Origin of the sequence: Xanthobacter agilis (genome assembly GCF_021730435.1) — a bacterium.
Taxonomy (GTDB): Bacteria; Pseudomonadota; Alphaproteobacteria; order Rhizobiales; family Xanthobacteraceae; genus Xanthobacter; species Xanthobacter agilis.
Window position 1 is genome coordinate 55,927 of sequence record NZ_JABWGX010000019.1, and the last position, 21,631, is coordinate 77,557.

20 protein-coding genes are annotated in these 21,631 nt (G+C 68.7%); 11 read left to right on the top strand and 9 right to left on the bottom strand.

The annotated features are described in order from the left end of the window. The first annotated feature begins 143 nt into the window (after positions 1 to 143). The 3 genes from cysQ (at position 144) to HUW53_RS14425 (ending at position 2,682) form a co-directional block, all read left to right on the top strand. Complete coding sequence (cysQ, locus tag HUW53_RS14415; RefSeq protein ID WP_237346460.1) at positions 144 to 992, top strand: 3'(2'),5'-bisphosphate nucleotidase CysQ; 849 nt, start codon at positions 144 to 146, stop codon at positions 990 to 992. Between the two features lie 203 nt (positions 993 to 1,195). Beyond that, complete coding sequence (locus tag HUW53_RS14420) at positions 1,196 to 1,795, top strand: DUF1134 domain-containing protein (protein WP_237346509.1); 600 nt, start codon at positions 1,196 to 1,198, stop codon at positions 1,793 to 1,795. Between the two features lie 116 nt (positions 1,796 to 1,911). Then, positions 1,912 to 2,682, top strand: a complete 771-nt coding sequence (locus HUW53_RS14425; protein ID WP_237346461.1) for a hypothetical protein — start codon at positions 1,912 to 1,914, stop codon at positions 2,680 to 2,682. A gap of 165 nt (positions 2,683 to 2,847) precedes the next feature. Here HUW53_RS14425 and HUW53_RS14430 read toward each other — a convergent pair whose 3' ends face one another. Continuing rightward, on the bottom strand, positions 2,848 to 3,075 hold the full coding sequence (locus HUW53_RS14430) for a hypothetical protein (RefSeq protein ID WP_237346462.1): 228 nt from the start codon (positions 3,073 to 3,075) through the stop codon (positions 2,848 to 2,850). A 277-nt stretch (positions 3,076 to 3,352) separates the two neighbouring features. On the opposite strand from HUW53_RS14430, the gene HUW53_RS14435 reads away from it, so the two are divergent. The 6 genes from HUW53_RS14435 to HUW53_RS14460 all read left to right on the top strand — a co-directional run bounded on the left by HUW53_RS14435 (position 3,353) and on the right by HUW53_RS14460 (position 10,827). Continuing rightward, complete coding sequence (locus tag HUW53_RS14435) at positions 3,353 to 4,282, top strand: LysR family transcriptional regulator (protein ID WP_237346463.1); 930 nt, start codon at positions 3,353 to 3,355, stop codon at positions 4,280 to 4,282. Between the two features lie 273 nt (positions 4,283 to 4,555). Further along, positions 4,556 to 5,050, top strand: a complete 495-nt coding sequence (locus HUW53_RS14440; protein ID WP_237346464.1) for a formate dehydrogenase subunit gamma — start codon at positions 4,556 to 4,558, stop codon at positions 5,048 to 5,050. Continuing rightward, a complete protein-coding gene (locus HUW53_RS14445) occupies positions 5,050 to 6,612 on the top strand; it encodes a formate dehydrogenase beta subunit (RefSeq protein WP_237346465.1) in 1,563 nt (520 codons plus the stop codon). Before HUW53_RS14440 ends, HUW53_RS14445 begins: the two co-directional genes overlap by 1 nt. Before the next feature lie 16 nt (positions 6,613 to 6,628). Further along, positions 6,629 to 9,469: a formate dehydrogenase subunit alpha gene (fdhF, locus tag HUW53_RS14450; protein ID WP_237346466.1), complete on the top strand. Its 2,841-nt coding sequence runs from the start codon at positions 6,629 to 6,631 to the stop codon at positions 9,467 to 9,469. Between the two features lie 253 nt (positions 9,470 to 9,722). Then, positions 9,723 to 10,607, top strand: coding sequence for a formate dehydrogenase accessory sulfurtransferase FdhD (fdhD, locus tag HUW53_RS14455; RefSeq protein ID WP_237346467.1), 885 nt, complete (start codon positions 9,723 to 9,725; stop codon positions 10,605 to 10,607). After that, positions 10,597 to 10,827 (top strand): formate dehydrogenase subunit delta, encoded by a 231-nt coding sequence (locus tag HUW53_RS14460; protein WP_237346468.1) that lies wholly within the window; start codon positions 10,597 to 10,599, stop codon positions 10,825 to 10,827. Before fdhD ends, HUW53_RS14460 begins: the two co-directional genes overlap by 11 nt. A 30-nt stretch (positions 10,828 to 10,857) precedes the next feature. On the opposite strand, the gene HUW53_RS14465 is transcribed toward HUW53_RS14460, so the two are convergent. The 6 genes from HUW53_RS14465 to HUW53_RS14490 all read right to left on the bottom strand — a co-directional run bounded on the left by HUW53_RS14465 (position 10,858) and on the right by HUW53_RS14490 (position 17,347). Further along, positions 10,858 to 11,955, bottom strand: coding sequence for a cation diffusion facilitator family transporter (locus HUW53_RS14465; protein WP_237346469.1), 1,098 nt, complete (start codon positions 11,953 to 11,955; stop codon positions 10,858 to 10,860). Positions 11,956 to 12,087: 132 nt separating this feature from the next. Beyond that, complete coding sequence (locus HUW53_RS14470; RefSeq protein ID WP_237346470.1) at positions 12,088 to 12,300, bottom strand: DUF3126 family protein; 213 nt, start codon at positions 12,298 to 12,300, stop codon at positions 12,088 to 12,090. A gap of 141 nt (positions 12,301 to 12,441) precedes the next feature. After that, the gene (gene cysE, locus HUW53_RS14475; protein ID WP_237346471.1) at positions 12,442 to 13,344 is read right to left on the bottom strand and encodes a serine O-acetyltransferase; all 903 of its coding nucleotides are present in this window, start codon (positions 13,342 to 13,344) and stop codon (positions 12,442 to 12,444) included. Between the two features lie 109 nt (positions 13,345 to 13,453). Next, positions 13,454 to 14,206 carry an alpha/beta fold hydrolase gene (locus HUW53_RS14480; protein WP_237346472.1) on the bottom strand — a complete coding sequence of 251 codons (753 nt, stop codon included), beginning with the start codon at positions 14,204 to 14,206 and terminating at the stop codon, positions 13,454 to 13,456. A 209-nt stretch (positions 14,207 to 14,415) separates the two neighbouring features. Then, on the bottom strand, positions 14,416 to 15,474 hold the full coding sequence (locus tag HUW53_RS14485) for a hypothetical protein (protein ID WP_237346473.1): 1,059 nt from the start codon (positions 15,472 to 15,474) through the stop codon (positions 14,416 to 14,418). An 82-nt stretch (positions 15,475 to 15,556) separates the two neighbouring features. Continuing rightward, a complete protein-coding gene (locus HUW53_RS14490; protein ID WP_237346474.1) occupies positions 15,557 to 17,347 on the bottom strand; it encodes an ABC transporter ATP-binding protein in 1,791 nt (596 codons plus the stop codon). Positions 17,348 to 17,862: 515 nt separating this feature from the next. On the opposite strand from HUW53_RS14490, the gene HUW53_RS14495 reads away from it, so the two are divergent. After that, positions 17,863 to 18,123 carry a zinc-finger domain-containing protein gene (locus HUW53_RS14495; RefSeq protein WP_237346475.1) on the top strand — a complete coding sequence of 87 codons (261 nt, stop codon included), beginning with the start codon at positions 17,863 to 17,865 and terminating at the stop codon, positions 18,121 to 18,123. 39 nt (positions 18,124 to 18,162) lie between these two features. Beyond that, a complete protein-coding gene (locus tag HUW53_RS14500; protein WP_237346476.1) occupies positions 18,163 to 19,350 on the top strand; it encodes an FAD-dependent monooxygenase in 1,188 nt (395 codons plus the stop codon). 150 nt (positions 19,351 to 19,500) lie between these two features. Here HUW53_RS14500 and HUW53_RS14505 read toward each other — a convergent pair whose 3' ends face one another. Continuing rightward, positions 19,501 to 20,199 carry a VIT1/CCC1 transporter family protein gene (locus HUW53_RS14505; protein WP_237346477.1) on the bottom strand — a complete coding sequence of 233 codons (699 nt, stop codon included), beginning with the start codon at positions 20,197 to 20,199 and terminating at the stop codon, positions 19,501 to 19,503. Between the two features lie 109 nt (positions 20,200 to 20,308). Next, a complete protein-coding gene (locus HUW53_RS14510; protein ID WP_237346478.1) occupies positions 20,309 to 21,280 on the bottom strand; it encodes a glutathione S-transferase family protein in 972 nt (323 codons plus the stop codon). Between the last annotated feature and the right edge of the window lie 351 nt (positions 21,281 to 21,631).

Below are 21,631 nucleotides of genomic sequence, written 5' to 3' on the forward strand. Positions count from 1 at the left end.
GCGGCCAAGGCTGTCCGCGACAGGCGGCACCTCGGGGCGACAGGGGACCGCACGGTCAATAGGGTCGGTTCTGATACACCCGAGCGCGGCCGGCTCACAAGCCGGCGTCGACAGGCGGAACGCCGGCCGCTATGAAAACGGCCATGATCGCTTCCGCTCCCTCCGCCGCGCTCCGCGCCCCCGCGCCCACCGATTCGTCGCTGCTGGCGGGCCTCGCCGAGGCCGCCCTTGCCGCCGGCGTCGCCATCCGACGCATCGAATCGGAAGGCATCGCGGCCCACCTGAAGGCGGACATGAGCCCCGTCACCGCCGCCGACGGCGCGGCCGAGGAGATCATCTGCGCCGCCCTGGCGAAGCTCGCTCCCGGCGTGCCCGTGGTGGCGGAAGAGGCGACCTCTGCCGGCGTCAAGGTCGCCTGCGGCAACCGCTTCTTCCTGGTGGACCCGCTGGACGGCACCAAGGAGTTCATTTCCGGCAACGGCGAATACACCGTCAACATCGCCTTGGTGGAGGACGGAACGCCGGTGCTGGGCGTGGTCTACGCCCCGGCGCGGGCGACCTTGTTCGCCGGCCGCCCCGGCGGCGCCTTTCGCGCCCTGCGCGCGCCCGGCGCCCCGGTGGATGCCCAGGACTGGACCCCCATTTCCTGCCGTCCCATTCCCGATGGCCCGCTGGTGGTCGCCGCCAGCCGCTCCCACGGCGATCCGGCAACCGACGCCCTGGTGGCGCGCTACCAGGTCGCCGAATATATTCCGGCCGGATCGGCGCTGAAGTTCGGGCTGCTGGCCGAAGGCCGGGTGGACCTTTATCCGCGCCTCGGCACGGTCATGGAGTGGGATTGCGCCGCCGGCCACGCGCTGGTCGCAGCCGCCGGAGGCCGCATCATCCGGCCGGACGGCACCCCCCTCACTTACGGTCATGCCGACGACGGCTTCAAGGTGCGGGGGTTCCTCGCCTGGGGCGCCGGCGCCCTCCCCCGGCCAGCCGATTAACAGCGCGATAAGCGCGATAGCCCGTCGTCAGGGGCCGCGTGCGGTGGTCCTTCGCCACCAGCGCCTTTCGGCGGACACACTACTGGGAATAATCAGGATCGAATCGCGGCCACAGCCGTCCACGAAGCCCTTCGCGAGATCCCATCATGCGCTTCTCATCGAGCTTCCTCTCGCATGCCCCGCGCCGTACCGCCCGCCTTCGCATGCGCGCGGCAAGCCTCGCCCTGGGCGCGGGCCTCGCGTTGTGTGCTCTCGGCGCGGCGCCGGCCGCGGCTCAGCAACAGGCGGCGCAGCAGCAGCCTCCGCAGCAGCAGGCGCCCGCCACCTATTCCACCGGCGAACTGGTGAGCAAGGGCCACTCCTTCTTCGGTAGCGTGTCGCGCGGGCTCGCCCTGTCCATCGAGAAGGCGGTTTCCCAGTGGGGCCAGCCCAACGGCTACATTCTGGGCCAGGAGGGATCAGGCGCCTTCGTGGGCGGCCTGCGCTATGGCGAAGGCGTGCTCTACACCCGCAATGCCGGTGACCTGAAAGTCTTCTGGCAGGGCCCCACGGTGGGCTGGGACTTCGGCGGCGACGGCGCCCGCACCATGATCCTGGTGTACAATCTGCGCAGCGTGGAGGACATCTTCCGCCGCTTCGCCGGCTTGTCCGGGTCGGCTTATGTGGTGGCGGGCTTCGGCATGACCGCTTTGGGAGCGGACGGCATCGTGGTGGTCCCCCTCCGCTCCGGGGTCGGGGTGCGGCTCGGGGCCAATCTCGGCTACCTCAAGTTCACCCCAAGCGCCACCTGGAACCCGTTCTGAGATCGGCCGCCCCATCCCGAACTCGCCGGCCGCGATACTGGTGCGCCGCGCAGACTTCTGGCATGAATGATTGAGCGATCCGAGCTGACGGATCCGAGCTGAAGGACAGGGCCAACGTGATCGAGCAGATCATGTATTTCGCTTTGGGCGTGCTCATCGCGACGCTCGTGGCGCTGCTCGTTCTGCCGGCCGTCTGGCATCGGGCGGTTCGGCTCACCACGCGGCGGGTGGAAGCGGCGGTGCCGGTCTCCCTGTTCGAGGTGCAGGCCGACAAGGACCAGCAGCGGGCCTTCTTCGCCCTCAACCAGCGTCGGCTGGAGTTGCAGGCCGATGCCATGCGAGGGACCATCGTCGCCCACGCCACCACCATCGAGCGGCAACGCCAGAGGATCGTCGAATTGGAGCAGGCCAAGGCCGCCCTGGAAGAACAGAGCCGCCGGCTGGAAGGCCTCAACGCGGAGCAGGCCGTGTTGCTGGGCGAGCTGCAGGATCAGGTGGAGGATCGCGCCAGCGCCGCCGACCGGCTTGATCAGGAACGCGGCAGCCATCTGTCCGATTTGACCGAAGCCAACGAGATGATCGCGCGCCTCCAGTCCGACGTCGAGCGGTTGACCGCCGCCGTGGCCGCCCGCGACGCCCGCCTGGCGGAGCTGGAAGCCGTGCAAGGACAGCATGCGGCGCTGCCGGCGACGGGATCCGACGATGCCGATATCGCGTTGCGCTCCGCCCTGACGGAACTGGCCGCCAAAGTGGTGGTGCTGACCGCGCAGGTCGAAGGCGCGCAATCCCCCATCCCCGCGCTGGTCGGCGGCACGCCAGCCGGCGAAGCCACCCTCGCCGGACGCATCCGCGCCCTGTTGGACGAGACCCCCCAAGCCGCAGAGTGATTGGCCGCGAAGGGACCGGCGCCGGTCGCGGACACCGGGCGCAGCGGCATCGCGCCGCGGATCTCGCACCACGGGCAAGCGCCATGATGACGAATCACGTCACGGGCCGAGAGCGCGCAAGCTCCGACCACCGCGTGTTTGCGTGTGCCGCCCTGCACGCCCGTGTCAGGCGAGCTGCGAGACGGAAAAGCTCATGAGCGGCACGGGATGTGGCGCCACCGGGAGATCGGCCGGCGCGGTCAGAAGCGCGAGTGGCGGGGTGGCGATGAGCAGGGCCGCGAACAGCATCGCGATCAGGGCGATCAGCCGGGACGCCGCGCGCGACCGACGCGCATCCGCCCCGAAACGGCCGAGAAGAGGCACGCGACCCGAACAGGGAATGGACGAAGCCATGGCGGAACTCCTTTCCTGCCCCGTGCGCCAAGGCGCGCCGGGGAAACAGCGATGGTCTTCCAGACAGAACCGCAGCCGGTCCGCCGCACCGACGCGGGAGATGTGAAAAAAAGGTTGACGCGAAACCCAAAGTTCCCGCTTCGACAGTCACGAATCCGAGAGAAGCGAATCACTCCGGTCGCCCTGTCCGAAACCGCCGTGTCGAAGACGCCGCGCGCTGCAGCGCAGCGACGATGGGGAGTTGCGCAATCCGCGCCGTGTCCCTGATATGGCGGGGATGATCGACAAACTCGAATACCTCATAGCCCTTGCCCGTGAACGTCACTTCGGCCGCGCGGCCGAAGCCTGCGGCGTCACGCAGCCCACCCTTTCAGCCGGCATCAAGCAGCTCGAAGACACGCTCGGCGTGCTGCTGGTGCAACGGGGCTCGCGCTTCATGGGCTTCACGCCCGAAGGCGAGCGGACGCTGGAATGGGCCCGGCGCATCGTCTCCGACGCCCGCGCCATGCGGCAGGACATCGATGCGCTGAAGCGCGGCCTGTCCGGCCCGCTGCGCATCGCCGCCATCCCCACCGCGCTGCCCATGGTGGCGGCGCTGACCACACCGTTCCGCGCCCGCCATCCCGACGTGCGGTTCACGGTGATCTCCCGCACCTCCTTGGAAATCCTGAGCGATCTCGAAAACCTGGAGATCGACGCGGGCATCACCTATCTCGACAACGAGCCATTGGGCCGGGTGAACACGGTGCCGCTCTATCGCGAGCGCTACCGCCTGGTGACCGCCGCCACCGCCCGCTTCGGCGATCGGGCCAGCGTGACCTGGAGCGAAGTGTCGGAACTGCCGCTCGCGCTCCTGACCCCCGACATGCAGAACCGCCGCATCGTGGATGGCCTGCTCGCCGCCGCTGGCACGCAGCCGAAGCCGACCCTCGAATCCAATTCCATGACGGTGCTGTTCACCCATGTGCGCACCGGCCTGTGGGCCAGCGTGATGCCGGCCATGCTGGCCGATTCCCTCGGGCTCACCTCGGTGCTGCGCTCCATTCCCATCCTCGATCCGGACATCTCCCACTCCATCGGCCTGGTGGTGCCCCACCGGGAGCCGACCACCCCCACCATTTCCGCTTTGGTGGCCGAGGCGCGACGCATTGCCCCAAAGCTCGACCAGCAGGTGCTGGCCGATCCCGCCCTTGCTGCGATGCAATAAACCATCCCGCCGCGCACGCGGGTACACATAGAGAAGTCCGATCACCCCAGGCGCCCAAAGGCCCCAGGCGCCCATTTTGCCGCAGCCTGGAGCCTGATAACGCGACGTCGCGGCCCCCGACGGGCGATGATGACCATAGAAATGTTCTATCGCACCATCCCACGGCTGCATTGATCCGCGCCGCTTTTGTGACAGTCTGTTTGAAATCATCACAAGGAAGGGTCGCCCCCGAGCGGCCCGGATGAACAGTCTGACGCGGGAAGGCGGACGCCCATGGCGGTCTATGAGGATTGGAGCACCGAGCGCGCAGCTCAGGTGATCGCGGACCATCGGCACCTGGAGGGGGCGACCATGCCCATCCTGCACGCATTGCAGGAGACCTTCGGCTTCGTGCCCGATCCGGCGGTGCCGCTGATCGCGGAGAGCCTCAATCTCTCGCGCGCCGAGGTCTATGGCGTGCTCACCTTTTACCACGACTTCCGCCGCGAGCCGCCGGGCCACCATGTGGTGAAGCTGTGCGCCGCCGAGGCCTGCCAGTCCATGGGCGGCAAGGCACTGGCGGCGTATGCCGAGGACAAGCTCGGCGTGGGCATGGGCGAGACCTCGCCCGACGGGAAGGTGACGCTGGAGCCCATCTATTGCCTCGGCCTGTGCGCCTGCGCCCCCTCCGCGCTGGTGGACGGGCAATTGGTCGGCCGGCTGGACGCGGGCACCATCGATGAGATGGCGGATTGCTTCGCCAACGGCAAAAGCTTCGGAGACGCGTGATGAAGTCCCCCCGCATCTTCGTTCCCAATGACGCCACCGCGGTCGCCTGCGGCGCCGACCGCATCGCCCGCAAGCTGGCGCATGAGCTGCTCGCGCGCGGCGTCACCGCCGACATCACCCGCAACGGCTCGCGCGGCCTGTTCTGGCTGGAGCCGCTGATCGAGGTGGAGACCGAAAAGGGGCGCGTGGGCTACGGCCCGGTGAAGCCCTCCGATATTGAAAGCCTGCTCCAAGCCGGCATGCTCCACGGCGCCGACCACCCGCTGTGCGTGGGGGTGGTGGACGAGATCCCCTATCTCAAGAAGCAGACGCGCCTCACCTTCGCCCGCGTCGGCATCATCGATCCGCTCTCGCTCACCGATTACGAAGCCCACGGCGGCTATCGCGGCCTGAAGCGCGCCATCGAGATCGGTCCCTCCGCCACCGTGGAAGAGGTGGTGGAAAGCGGCCTGCGCGGACGCGGCGGCGCCGGCTTTCCCACCGGCATCAAGTGGCGCACCGTGGCGGCGGCCCCCGCCGACCAGCGCTATATCGTCTGCAACGCCGACGAGGGCGATTCGGGCACCTTCGCCGACCGGCTCATCATGGAGGCGGACCCCTTCTGCCTCATCGAGGGCATGACCATCGCCGGCCTCGCGGTCGGCGCCACGCGCGGCTATGTCTATTCCCGCTCTGAATATCCGCTCGCCTTCGTGGTGATGGAGAAGGCCATCGAGAAGGCCCGCAATGCGGGACTGCTAGGCAAGAACATCCTCGGCTCCGGACTCGATTTCGACCTGGAAATGCGCATGGGCGCCGGCGCCTATGTGTGCGGCGAGGAAACCGCTTTGCTCGAAAGCCTGGAGGGCAAGCGGGGCCTGGTGCGCGCCAAGCCGCCCCTGCCGGCCCACAAGGGCCTGTTCCAGAAGCCGACCGTCATCAACAATCTGGTGTCGCTCGCCACCATTCCGGTGATCCTGGACAAGGGCGGCAGCTTCTATCGCGATTTCGGCATGGGCCGTTCGCGCGGCACCATGCCCATCCAGATCGCCGGCAACGTCAAGTTTGGCGGCCTGTTCGAGACCGCCTTCGGCATCACGCTGGGCGAATTGGTCAATGACATCGGCGGCGGCACGGCGTCCGGCCGTCCGGTCAAGGCGGTGCAGGCGGGCGGCCCGCTCGGCGCCTATCTGCCGGTGCACCAGTTCGACACGCCGTTCGATTACGAGGCGTTCGCGGCCAAGGATGCGCTTATCGGCCATGGCGGCCTGGTGGTGTTCGACGACAGCGTGGACCTCGCGGATATGGCGCGCTTCGCCATGGAGTTCTGCGCCCACGAGAGCTGCGGCAAGTGCACCCCCTGCCGCATCGGCTCCACCCGCGGCGTCGAGACCCTCGACAAGGTGATGGCCGGCGAGCAGCGCGCGCAGAACCTCGTGCTGTTGCGCGACCTTTGCAACACCATGAAGCTCGGCTCCCTGTGCGCGCTGGGCGGTTTCACCCCCTATCCGGTGCTGAGCGCCCTCACCCATTTCCCGGAAGACTTCGGCGACACGCCGAGCCTGCCGGCCGCCGCAGAATAATCAGGAGGAACGCCAAATGTCCCTCACCACCGACATCGACTACGGCACGCCGGCTTCCACCTCCGAGAAGCTGGTTACCCTCACCATCGACGGCATGCGCGTGAGCGTGCCCGAAGGCACCTCGATCATGCGTGCGGCGATGGAGGTGGGGAACAAGATCCCCAAGCTCTGCGCCACCGACATGCTGGACGCCTTCGGCTCCTGCCGCCTGTGCCTCGTGGAGATCGAGGGCCGCAACGGCACCCCCGCGTCCTGCACCACGCCGGTGGCCGAGGGCATCGTGGTGAAGACCCAGACCGAGCGGCTGAAGCAGATCCGCAAGGGGGTGATGGAGCTTTACATTTCCGACCACCCGCTCGACTGCCTCACCTGCTCCGCCAATGGCGATTGCGAGCTTCAGGAGATGGCCGGCGTCGTGGGCCTGCGCGAGGTGCGCTACGGCTATGACGGCGAGAACCACACCAAGATGGGGAAGGACGAGTCCAACCCCTATTTCACCTATGAAAAGTCGAAGTGCATCGTCTGCAACCGTTGCGTGCGGGCATGCGAGGAGGTGCAAGGCACGTTTGCGCTGACCATTTCCGGACGCGGCTTCGACAGCCGCGTCTCGCCGGGCATGGATGAAAACTTCCTCACGTCCGAGTGCGTCTCGTGCGGCGCCTGCGTGCAGTCCTGCCCCACCGCCACGCTCAACGAGAAGGCCATGTTCGACATCGGCACCCCTGAGCATGCGGTGGTGACGACCTGCGCCTATTGTGGCGTGGGCTGCGCCTTCAAGGCGGAGATGCGCGGCGACGAGCTGGTGCGCATGGTGCCCTACAAGGACGGCAAGGCGAACCGGGGCCACTCCTGCGTGAAGGGCCGCTTCGCCTACGGCTATGCGAGCCACAAGGATCGCATTCTCAAGCCCATGATCCGCTCGTCCATCCACGAGCCGTGGAAGGAAGTGAGCTATGAGGAGGCGATCCAATACGCCGCCTCCGAGTTCAAGCGCATCCAGGAAAAGTACGGCAAGCGCGCGGTCGGCGGCATCACCTCGTCGCGTTGCACCAATGAGGAAACCTATCTGGTCCAGAAGCTGATCCGCGGCGGCTTCGGCAACAACAATGTGGACACCTGCGCCCGCGTCTGCCACTCGCCCACCGGCTACGGCCTCAGCCAGACCTACGGCACCTCCGCCGGCACCCAGGACTTCGACAGCGTCGAGAAGGCGGATGTGGTGCTCATCATCGGCGCCAACCCGACCGACGGGCACCCGGTGTTCGGCTCGCGCCTCAAGAAGCGGCTGCGCGGGGGCGCGAAGCTGATCGTGATCGATCCGCGCCGCACCGACATCGTGCGCTCGCCCCATGTGGAGGCGGCCTATCACCTGGCGCTCAAGCCCGGCACCAATGTCGCCATGGTGACGGCGCTGGCCCATGTGATCGTCACCGAGGGGCTCGTGAACGAAGCCTTCGTGCGCGAGCGCTGCGACTGGGACGATTTCCAGGAGTGGGCGGCGTTCGTGGCGGACGCGCGCCACAGCCCCGAGAGCGTGGAGAAGTACACCCAGGTGCCGGCCGAGCAGGTGCGCAAGGCGGCCCGGCTCTATGCCACCGGCGGCAACGGGGCCATCTATTATGGCCTCGGCGTCACCGAGCATTCGCAGGGCTCGACCACCGTGATGGCCATCGCCAACCTCGCCATGGCCACCGGCAATATCGGCCGCGAGGGCGTGGGCGTGAACCCGCTGCGTGGGCAGAACAATGTTCAGGGCTCGTGCGACATGGGCTCCTTCCCCCACGAGCTGCCGGGCTATCGCCACATCTCGGACGACGCCACCCGCGCCGCGTTCGAAGCCATGTGGGGCGTGCACCTGGACGACGAGCCGGGTCTGCGCATCCCCAACATGTTCGATGCGGCGGTGGAGGGCACTTACAAGGGCATGTATGTGCAGGGCGAGGACATCCTCCAGTCCGATCCCGACACCAAGCATGTCTCGGCCGGTCTTGCCGCGCTCGAATGCCTGGTGGTGCAAGACCTGTTCCTGAACGAGACCGCCAATTACGCCCATGTCTTCCTGCCGGGCTGCACCTTCCTGGAGAAGGACGGCACCTTCACCAATGCCGAGCGCCGCATTCAGCGCGTGCGCAAGGTGATGGCGCCCAAGAACGGCTATGCGGACTGGGAAGTCACCCTGATGCTCGCCGACGCGATGGGCTTCAAGATGGACTATGCCCATCCCTCTGAGATCATGGACGAGATCGCCGCCCTCACCCCCGCCTTCACCGGCGTGAGCTATCAGAAGCTCGAGGAACTGGGCTCGGTGCAATGGCCCTGCAACGAGAAGGCCCCCACCGGCACGCCGGTGATGCACATCGACGGCTTCGTGCGCGGCAAGGGCAAGTTCATGCTCACCGAATACGTGCCCACCGACGAGCGCACCGGCCCCCGCTTCCCGCTGCTGCTCACCACCGGGCGCATCCTCAGCCAATACAATGTGGGCGCCCAGACCCGGCGCACCGCCAACGTGGCGTGGCATCCGGAAGACGTGCTGGAGATCCATCCCCATGATGCGGAAAACCGGGGCATCCGCGACGGGGACGTCGTGAAGCTGGAAAGCCGCTCGGGCGCCACCTCGCTCAAGGCGGTGATCTCGGAACGGGTGGCGCCGGGGGTGGTCTACACCACCTTCCATCACCCGGTGACCCAGGCCAACGTCGTCACCACCGACTTCTCGGACTGGGCCACCAACTGCCCGGAATACAAGGTGACGGCGGTGCAGGTCTCGCCGTCCAACGGCCCGACGCCTTGGCAGGAGGAATACGAGGACCTTTCCAAGAAAAGCCGCCGCATCGCCGTCGAGGCGGCGGAATAGCTCCGGCGCGGTTCCCTCACCGCGCCGCCCCTGCCGGGGCCGCCCTCACCCCGGCAGGGGCATGGATTCGGCACGACGCCGACCGTGTCCGACGGCGGGATCATCCCCCAGCCGGACGCTCCGGCCACAAGCCACCGCCACCACCGATGGCCCGGACGTTGGAGCCATTTTCCCTCGCCCATCTCCCCCGCACGCGGGAGAATGCCCCGGAGCCGATAAGACCTCCATTGATCGAGAGGCGACCGAACCACCCATGACCGACACACGCGAGCCGCCCATCACCTGCGCCTTGCCGCAGGATCTCCCCGCGCCCGATCCGGCGCGGCGGGTGGCGCGCGTGCAGGTGCGCGATGACGTCGTCAGCCAAGGCACCCGAACGGTTCCGGAGGAAACCCCGGTCGCCCTCACCTTCAACGGCACCACCCACGCCGTGATGATGGCGACGCCCACGGACATCCGCGCCTTCGCCCTGGGTTTTGCCCTCACCGAGGGCATCGTGGCGGCGCCGGCCGACATCCTCTCCATCGATGAACTCGTCGTGGAGGATGGCATCGAGGCACGGTTGTGGATCGCCGAGGAAAACATGCGCGGCTTCTCGGCCCGCCGCCGCGCCCTGGCCGGACCCACCGGCTGCGGCCTGTGCGGAGTGGAGAGCCTGGCCGAGGCGGTAAAACCCGCGGCCCGCGTCACCTGCAACCTCCGCCTCACGCCGGCCGAGATCCTTGCCGCCATGGCCGCCCTGGGGCCGCTCCAGGGGCTGAACCACGAGACCCGCGCCGTGCACGCGGCGGCCTATGCGGAGCCCGACGCCGGCATCCTTGCCATGGCCGAGGACGTGGGCCGGCACAATGCCCTCGACAAGCTGGTGGGCATGGCCGTGACCCACGGCTTCGACACCTCAAAGGGGCTGCTTGTGCTCACCAGCCGGGTGTCGGTCGAGATGGTGCAGAAGGCCTCAGTGCTGGGCACCGGCATCATCGCGGCGGTGTCCGCGCCCACCGCGCTCGCCATCCGCACGGCGGAAGCGGCGGGCATCACCCTGTGCGCGGTGGTGCGCGCGGACGGCTTCGAAATCTTCACCCACCCCGAGCGCATCGCGCTCGCCAGCGCTCAAGAACGGCACGCACATGTCGCATAGCACCGCCGAAAAGCTCGTCTACATGGCGAACCAGATCGCCACCGCCTTTGCCCAGCAGCAGCACACGGCGGCGGTGGACGCCACCCGCACCCATATCCGCAAGTTCTGGGATCCGCGCATGCGCGCCAAGATCGCCGAGCATGTGGCCGCCGGCGGCGAAGGCCTCTCCCCCGTCGCCAAGGAAGCCCTGGAGGGGCTGCCCCCCGTTAAGGCCGCCTGAGCGCGGAGGCGGGCGGAGGAGACGCGGGCGTCAGACCACCTCGGCCGGCGCCAGGGTGCAGGCCATCTTGCCTTCTTCCACCTGAAGCACGGGATGGGCGATGCCGAAGCGCGTCTTCAGCGCCAGCACCGCCGCTTCCAGGAAGGCGTCGTCGAGTTCCGCGCCGGGGCGCACCAGATGGGCGGAGAGGGCGGCGTCGGTCGTGGAGAGGCCCCAGATGTGCAAATCATGCACCTCGCTCACGCCCGGCAGGCTGGCGAGATAGGCCTCCACCGCCGCGCGGTCGACGTTCGCCGGCACGCTGTCCAGGGCCAGATCCACGCTGTCGCGGGCCAGGCCCCAGGTGGACACGATGATGACCGCGGCGATCACCAGCGACACCGCCGAATCGAGCCACAGCCAGCCGGTGAACGCGATCAGGGCGGCCGCCGCCACCACGCCGAGCGACACGGCGGCATCGGCCACCATGTGCAGGAAGGCGCCGCGCACGTTCAGGTCGCCCTTGCGCCCGGCCATGAACAGCATGGCGGTGCCGAGATTGACCGCCACGCCCACCAGTGCCGTCACCATCACCACGCCGGTCTTCACCGGCTCGGGGTCATCCACGCGCGAGAGCGCCTCGATGATGATGGCACCGGTGCCCACCAGCAGCAGGATGGCGTTGGCGAGGGCGGCGAGAATGGAGGAGCGGCCATAGCCGAAGGTGCGCCGCGCGGTGGGCGCGCGCCGGGAGAGCCACGCCGCGCCCCAGGCCAGCAGCAGACCGAGCACATCGGACAGATTGTGACCGGCATCGGCCACCAGGGCCAGCGACCCGGCCCACAGGCCAAGCCCCGCCTCCACCACCACGAAGCCGAAGTTCAGCGAAGCGCCGATGGCGAAGGCCCGCAGCGACTGCGGCATGGCATGAACGTGACCCCCATGGCCACCATGCCCGTGGTCGTGGTCATGGTCGTGGCCTGCATGGCCATGGTCGTGATCGTGGCCGGGTTCGAGGCCGTGGGCGTTTTCATGGCCCGCATGGTTGCTGGCATGGACCGCGCCCGACGACGGCGCCGCCGAGCCGCCCTGCGCCCGCGACGACACCCCACCTGCCATCTCCGGCCCGCTCATCTCCGGCCCGCTCATGCCCTTCTCCCTCACCAAGAACTTCCGGAGGAAATCCATACCTCAACAACATGAGAGCCGCATGTCATCGAGTCCAGGCGTCCCCTCCCCGCGCTTCGGGAGTGGAGCGACATGGAGGAACGGGCAGAAAGCTCAGTCCTCGAGATCGGTGTCGAGGATTGCCATCTGGAAATTATAGGAGAGGTCGCCGTCTTCCTTGTCCTCGAACAGCACGCCGATGAACTCCTCGCCGATATAGACCTCGGCCGAATCCTTCTTTTTCGGGCGTCCCGTCACCTTGATCTGCGGGTTGCCGAAGAGGTTGCGCATATAACGCTGAATGCTTTCGAGTTCTTTCTTTTCCAACGAGGCCTCCTGAAGTCGCAAGGCCGCGTTATGGCCGCCGACACGGGCGCATTCAAGGCATGATCGCGCGCAAATCCCAGATATCGCCACGGTGGCAAGGCACCGTGGCGATCACTCCGGACCCGAACGCCCGGTCGGCCCTCAGATGTCGGCGCCGGCGAAGATGGCGATGTCCTCGAACACCTGGTCCATGGAGCGGGAGGGTTCGGCGCACCCGGCCTCGCCCACCACCTTGGCCGGAATGCCGGCCACCGTGGTGTTGCGCGGCACCGGCTTCAGCACCACGGAACCGGCGGCGACGCGGGCGCAGCGGCCCACCTCGATGTTGCCGAGCACCTTGGCCCCGGCGCCGATGAGCACGCCCCGGCGAATCTTCGGGTGGCGGTCGCCGCTCTCCTTGCCGGTGCCGCCGAGGGTGACGCCCTGGAGGATCGAGACATCGTCCTCGATCACCGCCGTCATGCCGATGACCACCCCGGTCGCGTGGTCGAGGAAGATGCCGCGGCCCATGGGCACCTGGGGATGGATGTCCACCGCGAACACGCTCGACACCCGGCTTTGCAGATAAAGGGCGAAATCCGCCTGCCCCCGCATCCACAGCCAGTGTGCGAGGCGATGGGCCTGGATCGCGTGGAAACCCTTGAAATAAAGCACCGGGTCCAGCGCGCGCCCAGCCGCCGGGTCGCGGTCCACCACCGCCGAGATGTCCGCGCGCAGGGCCTGGGCGATGGATTTATCGTCGCTCGTGGCTTCGAGATAGGCGGCCAGCACCACCGGCGAGGGAACATCCGCATGGTCGAGCCGCTGGGCGATGCGCTGCCCGACGGCGGCTTCCAGGCTCGGCTGGCCCAGCACGGCCCCGGTCAGGAAGGCGGCCATGAGCGGCTCGCGGTCCACGGCCTCCTCGGCCTCGGTGCGCACGCGCGCCCAGACCGGGTCCACCACGTCATGCCAGCGATCCACGGGCGCCCTGGTGAGCCGGACCGCGGGCGCATCGCCCTGCACGACCGTCCCAGGCTGAACCGGCACCGGAATTTGTCCCATGCCTGCCTCCTTAGATAAGGGAAACCTGCCCTCTTCTTAGCACATGCAGCGCGACACGGAGAGAGCGGGCGCGGCGGCTCCGGCATTCACGAATGGGGGAATGGATCGCTCACGGCCGGCGACGCAGGAACTCCAGCACCCCCTGCTTGAACACCTTGTCGCCCACCGCCGGATTGTGATCGCGGTTGGGAATGTCGAGCACCTCACCGTCCGGCAGCAGATCCACCAGCGGGCGGGGATCGCCCGCCACCGCGTCGCGGGTGCCCACCGCCACCAGCACCGGCTGGAAGATGCGGGCAACTTCGTCCGCTGTCAGCACCTGGCGCGAGCCGCGGATGCAGGCGGCGAGCGCCCGCAAATCCTGCCGGTTGGCATCGGCGAAGCTGCGGAACATGCGGCCCATGGGATCTCCAACGGCCTCCAGGCTCGGCGCCTCCATGGCGTCGGCGATGGACTGGGGCAGCCCCACCCCATCCACCAGATGGATGCCGAGGCCGCCCATCACCAGCGACCGCACCATGTGGGGGAACAGCAAGGCGGAAAAGGCTCCCACCCGCGCGCCCATGGAATAGCCGATGAGATCGGCCCGCTCGATGCCCAGGTGCGCCAGCAGGCGCTGTCCGTCCTCCGCCATGCGGGCGGTGTTGTAGAGCGCCGGGTCGTAGACCTTGCCGGATGCGCCGTGGCCGCGATGATCGAAGGCGATCACCCGATAGCCGGCATCGGTAAGGGTCTTCACCCAGGAGGGCCCGACCCAGTTGATCTCCTTGTTGGAGGCAAAGCCGTGAATGAGCAGCACCGGATCGCCGGCGCCCACGTCGAGATAGGCGATGTCGATGCCGTCGGAATCGAAATGGGGCATGGAGCGGTTCCTGAAACGACCCCCGGCGGGGTCCTTCGCGCGGCGGCGGGCAAACCCGCACTGAAATGGCGAACCCGCGCTGAAAAAAGTGCGCGACCCTAGTGCCGCGCCCGGCCGCTGCCAACCCCGCCCCTCCTCCGGGCCTCGCGATCCGGAATGCCCGACCGGAGCGGCTATCGAGACACCCCACGTCCGTCCGGCGCCGTGATCTACGCCGCGCGCCGGCGCCGACCGGGCCGCCACAGCCGCCGGGCACAGGCGACGCAGCAGGCATTGGCCGAGGACACCACGAGATAGACGTAAGCCGCCGCCGCCAGCGTCCACCACACCAGCTTCAGCAGCGTGGCGGTCACGACGATCGCGCCGCGCCCCAGGGTCTTCAGAATGGCCAGCGTCTGCCCGCCCTTGGCCTCCGCGAGCCGCGCCACGCGGGCCAGGTCGTGCCCGTTGTCCGCCACGCGGAGCCCTTCGAGGGCGGCGGTGGTGCCCGCCTTCGCCTGCACCACCGCCACGTCGTCCAGCATGCCGGCGAGGCGCGCCACGCGGTTGGTACGCACCACCCCCTTCAGCGCCGCCGCATCCACCGCGCCCGGATGGGCCGCGAGCCGGCGCAGGGCGGCGAGATCGACACTCTCGCGCACCGCCCGCGTGAGGCTGCGCGCCAAGTCGACGGACAGCTTGCCCGTGCGCTCCCCCACCTTCACCAGCGTGATGCCGGCCTTGACCGGAAGGCTTGCCCCACCGGTCGCATAGGTGCCGACCGTGAGCGCGAGCCCCACCGCCGACAGGCCGAGAATCAATTCGTCCGCATCGTCTCCCCACGCCAGCTTCCAGCCCTCGCGGGCCGCATCGCGGATGTCGCCCCATACCATCAGATCGCCCACCACGGCCCCGGTGAGCCCCGCCATGTCCTCCGGCTGGCCCAGGACGAAGCCGGCGCCGAAGGCCCGCGCGGCGCGCAGCGCCTCCGCCGTGGGCGCGTTCGCCGCCGCTACGCGGGCGCGCAGCTCCGGCGGCAGTGCCAAAGCGCGCGCGTCGGCCAGCTCCAGATAGGAGGCGGCGAGGGCCGCGTCGTCCGCCTTCAGCGCCGCGTCGATGGCGGCGGCCGCATCGGTAGCGGAGAAGTCCCGCAAACCGAGATCGGTAAGCGCGGCCGGATCATCCCGCGCCGCGATCAGGCGCACGCTCTCCTTCGCCACCGGCACCAGCCAGGGCGCCGCCCCGAGCAGGGTGGCCAGAACAGCGAGGGCGGCGAGCAGGCGCATCATGACACCCCCCATATGGCCCCGCCCCCGCCAAGACGCGAGAGGGTGGAGGTCCGCGAGGGGTGCATGCCGCCCCGCGGATCGATCAGGCGGCCAGATCCAGCGCCTGCCGCTCGAACAGGGCGCGATAGAGCCCGCCTTCGCGGTGGACGAGCACGTCATGGGGCCCCTCCTCCGCGATCCGCCCATGGTCGAACACCAGGAGCCGATCGAGGGCGCGCACGGTGGACAGCCGGTGGGCGATGACAAGGGTGGTGCGCCCCTCCATCAGCCGTTCCATGGCGTCCTGGATCATGGCCTCGGCCTCCGAATCGAGACTGGACGTGGCCTCGTCGAGGATCAGGATCGGCGCATCGGCGAGAAAGGCGCGGGCGATGGCCACCCGTTGCCGCTCGCCGCCGGAGAGCTTCACCCCGCGCTCGCCCACCAGCGTCCCGTAGCCATGCGGGAGGCGCTCGATGAAATCGGCCGCATGGGCGAGCCGCGCGGCGCGCGTGATCTCGGCGAACGAGGCGTCGGGCCGCCCATAGGCGATGTTCTCCATGAGCGAGCGGTGGAACAGAACCGGCTCCTGCTGCACCACCGCGATGGCGCGGCGGAGCGAGGCCTGCGTCACCTCCCGCACGTCCTGGCCGTCCACGGTGACGCGGCCGCCGCTCACGTCATAAAGGCGCTGGATGAGCTTCACGAAGGTGGTCTTGCCCGAGCCGGAATGGCCCACCAGCCCCACCCGCTCGCCGCCGGCGATGGTGACGGACAGGTCGCGATAGAGCGGCGTGGCGTGAGCGCCATAATGGAAGGTCACGCCCTCGAAGGCGATGCGCCCTTCGCGCACCTGCGCCGCCTGCGCGCCCGGCTTGTCGGCGAGGGCCACCGGCTGGCGGTCGAGGGCCACCAGCTCCTCCAGGTCGTTCAGCGAGCGCTGGAGATTGTGCACATGCATGCCAATGTCGCGTAGGTAGGAATGCACCACGAAATAGGTGGTGAGCACATAAGCGACATCGCCGGGGCTCGCCTGTCCACGCCACCACAGCACCAGAACGGCGCCGATGATGGCCGCCCGCAGCGCCAGCAGCATCACCAGTTGGAGGGTGCCGGCCCAGGTGCCGCGCAACCAGGTCCGCTCGGTGCGCGTGCGCCATTTGCCGAGGGCGTGGGCGAGCCTCGAGTCCTCCCGCGCCTCGGCGCCGAAGCCCTTCACCACCGCGTTGCAGCCCACCGCGTCGGCCAGCACGCCACCCACCCGCGTGTCCCAGGCATTGGACAGCCGCGCCGCCGGCGCCACCACCTTCACCGACAGCACCAGCGTGAGCGCCACGAATGCCGCCGCCCCCGCCGCCACGATCAGCCCCATCACCGGCCAATAAAGGCCGAGCAGCAGCGCCGAGCCCAGGAGCGCCACCAGCGACGGCAGCAGCGCGATCAGAAGCGTGTCGTCGAGCAGGTCGAGCGACCACATGCCGCGCGAGATCTTGCGCACGGTGGAGCCCATGAAGCTGTTGGCGTGCCAGTCGGCCGAGAACCGCTGCACCCGCGCGAACGCCTCGGCCGCCATGTCGCCCATGGAGCCAAGGGTGAGCCGCACCAGGGTCTCGAACGACAGATGGCGCGCCACCAGCATGCCCGCGCCGAGCGCCAGCATGGCCAGGAAGGCCTCCACGGCGGCGGCGCGCGCCGCCGCGCGATCGGTCCCGGAGACCGCCACCGCCTCCACCAGCCGGCCGGCGAACAGCGGCACGAGCACTTCGCAGGCCACCGAAACCAGCACCGCGCCCGCCGTCGCGGCGACCAGCCACGGCCGGCGGCGCCAGTAGCGCCACAGGAAGGAGAACACGGCGGCCGAGCCGGCCGGGCGGGAAGACGAACGGAGCGACATGCGACGATCCGGCCGCGCGGAGCGCCGGGCCGGTCCCTTTAAAGTGACAATGCGTGGCGCGGTGCGCCAGAGGTGAAATCGGGAGGGGTGGCAGCGGGCTCATGAAAAGCCGGCACGCGATTCGTGCCGTGCGGCCGGCGACCGGTCCACCGTGGTGGACCCGCCAAGCCGCCCTTCGCACTCACCCCGGCAGCCTCGATATCGGGCCGCCATGGCCATCGGCGCTCGGCTGCCGAGGCAGCTTCATCCGGCGATGCGTGCCGGATGGGCGAGCGCGTGGCGTGGCCCGGGCACGGGAAAGGCGCAGTCGCGCAGGACAAAACGCATGGATGCCGCCTCCCTCTCTCGTATGGGCTGAGGGGCACCATAGCCGCAGGCGGCCGCTGCGGCAACCGTGCGCAAGTGGGGCTCCGGCGCTTGTGACGCGGCAGGCCCCCTTTCATCCGCGCCCGTCAGGGGCTAAGGTCGCGGCGCTTTTTAGATCCTCTCTACGCAGGGCGACCACAGGCAGAGCCATGGCGGACACCGGCATTCCTCACTTCTGCAACGACCTCGGGCTCACGACCATCGAGGTGGGCAGCAAGGAGTTCATGTGCATCGGCGCGAAGCCGCCGTTCGACCATCCCCATATCTTCCTCGACCTGGGTGAGGATACGGAAAAGGTCTGCCCGTATTGCTCCACGCTCTACCGTTATAATCCGGACCTCGCCCCCGGCGCGGCCAAGCCCGAAGCCTGCGTGTGGCACGACGACGGCGAGACATCCGCCGCCGCCTGACACCGCTTTTCGCCGGCCGCCACGGTGGCCGGAACTGAAATGCCCGATCCCATTCCCTTCCGTCCCAAGCCGCAGCTCGCGGCGCGCAGCGCCGTCATCGTCGGTGGCGGCATCGGCGGCCTCGCCTGCGCCATCGCCCTGCGCCGCGCCGGGGTCATCGTGCAGGTGGTGGAGCGGGCGAAGCGGCTGCGCGAGGTCGGCGCTGGCCTCCAGCTCACCCCCAACGCCACGCGCATCCTGCGCGATTTCGGCCTGCTCGACCGGCTCCAAGCCGTCGCGGTGGCGCCGAACGCCTTGGATGTGCGCGACGGACGCACGGGCGCCACCCTCACCCGCGCCGAATATGCCGGCGCCACCACCCGTTATGGCGCGCCATTCCTGGTGGTGCATCGCGCCGACCTGCAGAATCTCCTGGCGGAAGCCGCCACCGAGGCAGGGGTCGCCATCGCCCTCGGCGCCGACCTAACCGCCGTGGAGCCCGCCTTCGGCGGCGTGCGCGCGGTGGTGAACCAAGGCGGCGACCTCATCGCCCACGGCGCCGACATCCTGGTGGGCGCGGACGGGGTGCGCTCCATGGTGCGGGCACACCTGGGTCATACCGCGCCGCCCGTGTTCGCCCGCCGCGTCGCCTATCGCGCCACGGTCAACGTGCCCGACGATTATCCCAATGAGGTGCGGCTCTATCTCGGCCGCGACGCCCATCTCGTGGCCTATCCGGTGAAGGGCGGGGCCAGCCTGAACCTCGTCGCCATCGTGAAGGAAACCAAGCCCGTCGCCCGCTGGAACGCACCCGGCGAGAGCGCGGCGGTGCACCAGGCCTTCGCCGGCTGGAACGGCGAGGTGCGCAAGCTCCTGGCAAGCGCGCCCCATTTTCTATGCTGGGGCCTTTATGACATCGACCCGCTGCCGCGCTGGAGTTCGGGCCGGGTGACGCTGCTGGGCGACGCCGCCCATGCCATGCTGCCGTTCCTCGCCCAGGGCGCGGCCCAGGGCATCGAGGACGCGGCCGCCCTCGCCCGGGCCATCACCAGCCATCGCGATGCCGCCGCCGCCCTCAAGAGCTACGAGAACGCGCGGCAGGCACGAACCGCCCGCATCCAGCGGGAGGCCCGCCGCAACGGCATCGTCTATCACCTGTCGGGGCCGCCGCGCTTCGCCCGCGATCTGGTGCTGCGCCGCCAGGGTCCGGCGCTGCTCGACCGCTACGGCTGGATCTACGGCGTCTGACCGCCGGCCCGGCCGGCGATCATGGCAACGGCTTGGAGCGTCTTCCGTTCGCGCCGGCTCACGTCATCCGCTCCAAGTCTTTATGCGCTCCAGGTCTTTGCATTGACGTATTTTTCAAGCGAACCGGCATCCCCTTCGCTTGAAGATGCTCTAGATCGCCGCCCCCACCAGATGGCCGACGCCGGCCGTGACCGCCATGGCCAGCGCACCCCAGAAGGCAACCCGCAGGGTGGGCTTGAGCATCGGCGCGCCGCCCACCTTCGCACCGAGGGCGCCGAGCACCGCCAGCAGCACCAGCGACACCGCCGAAATGGAAATCGCCTGCACACTCGCCGGCGCCAGGGCAGCGACGATGATCGGCACGATGGCGCCGGCCGAGAACGTGCATGCGGAGGTCAGCGCCGCCTCGATCGGTCGCGCCACCACCACATCCGAGATGCCCAGCTCGTCGCGGGCATGGGCGCCGAGGGCATCCTTCTCCATGAGCTGCTCGGCCACCTTGATGGCAAGCTCGGGCTCCACGCCCCGCCCCACATAGATGGCGGCCAGTTCCCGTGTCTCATGGGCGGGCATGGCGGCAAGCTCGCGCTTCTCCTGCGCCAGTTCGGCCGCCTCGGTATCGGCCTGGGAGCTGACCGAGACATATTCGCCCGCGGCCATGGACAAAGCGCCGGCGACGATGCCCGCGATGCCCGCCACCAGCACGTCTTGCGACGAGGTCGCCGCCGAGGCGACGCCCACCATCAAAGACGAGGTGGAAATGATGCCGTCGTTGGCACCGAGCACCGCGGCTCGGAGCCAGCCGATGCGGTCAACGACGTGGCGCTCGGTATGCAGAGGTGGGTTCAAGATCAGTCCTCACTGAGGGATGCGCCAAACCGACCACGCGGCGCCGGCACCCCGCGGCCCGCCGGCCCTTCCTGCGCGGGACGGATGACGACTTAACGACGGCTCCGCTTCAGCTTGCCGCGAACCGGCCCCGATCGTGTGGCGCGTCGAGATCCTGGAACGGCCCCACCGGAACGATGCCGGTGGGGTTGATGGTCTTGTGGCTCTCGTAATAATGCCGCTTGATGTGGGTGAAATCCACTGTCGGGCGGATCTTCGGGTGCTGGTAGAGCGCCTTCAGATAATTGAACAGCGCCGGATAATCCGCGATGCGGCGGATGTTGCACTTGAAGTGGCCCACATAGACCGCGTCAAACCGTACCAGGGTCGTGAACAGGCGGATGTCGGCTTCCGTCAGCCTGTCGCCGACGAGATAGGGATGGCGCGAGAGCTGGTCTTCCAACGCGTCGAGGCGGCGGAACAGCACCCCCACCGCCTCCGCGTAGGCGGCCTGGATGGTGGCGAAGCCGGCCTTGTACACGCCGTTGTTCACCTCGTCATAGACCACCTGGTTGATGGCGTCGATCTCGGCCCGCAGCGGCGCGGGGCAATAATCGTCGCTCACCAGCGTCATGGCGCCGAAGGCCGCGTTGAACATGCGGATGATCTCGGCGGATTCGTTGCTGACGATGGTGCCGCGCGCCTTGTCCCACAGCACCGGAACCGTCACCCGCCCCGAATAGGTGGGGTCGGCGGCGGTATAGACCTCGTGCAGCCGCGTCTTGCCGAGCACCGGATCGGGCGCGGGAAAGGTCCAGCCCTCAGCGCCCATGAAGGGGTCCACCACGCTCACGGAAATGATGGCGTCGAGCCCCTTCAGCGCCCGCATGATGAGGGTGCGGTGGGCCCACGGGCAGGCCAGCGACACATAAAGATGGTAGCGCCCCGCCGCGGCGGGAAAGCCGCCCTCCCCGCTCGGCCCCGGAGCGCCGTCGGCGGTGATGAAGTTGCGGAAGCCCGAAGCCTGCCGCTCGAAGCGCCCGCCGGTCTTGGCGGTGTCATACCATTGATCGTGCCAGACGCCGTCGATGAGAAGACCCATCCGCATTGCTCCCGTGCCTGCGCGCCGCCCCACTGTAGCGTGTGCGGCCATCGTCGGGCCATGCTCACCGTGCCATCGGCCCCGCCGTCACATGGCAGCTCAAGCACTCCACGGCCATGGGCGCGGGGGCAAACGCCGTTTGCGTGGCGGCATCCATTTGCCGGCTCACCCCCTGGACCGGCGCGAACCGGCATGCTATCGCCCGCGCCGTTGAGGATAAGGAACCGTCGAAATGACGCGCATGGCCAAGTGCCAGCAACGACGACGAATGATCGCGGTGCGCCGGAGCGCACGCGCCGCCCTGCCCGCCTGACGCACTTTCGGCGCCGCCCCGCGCCGAGGTCCGGGCGG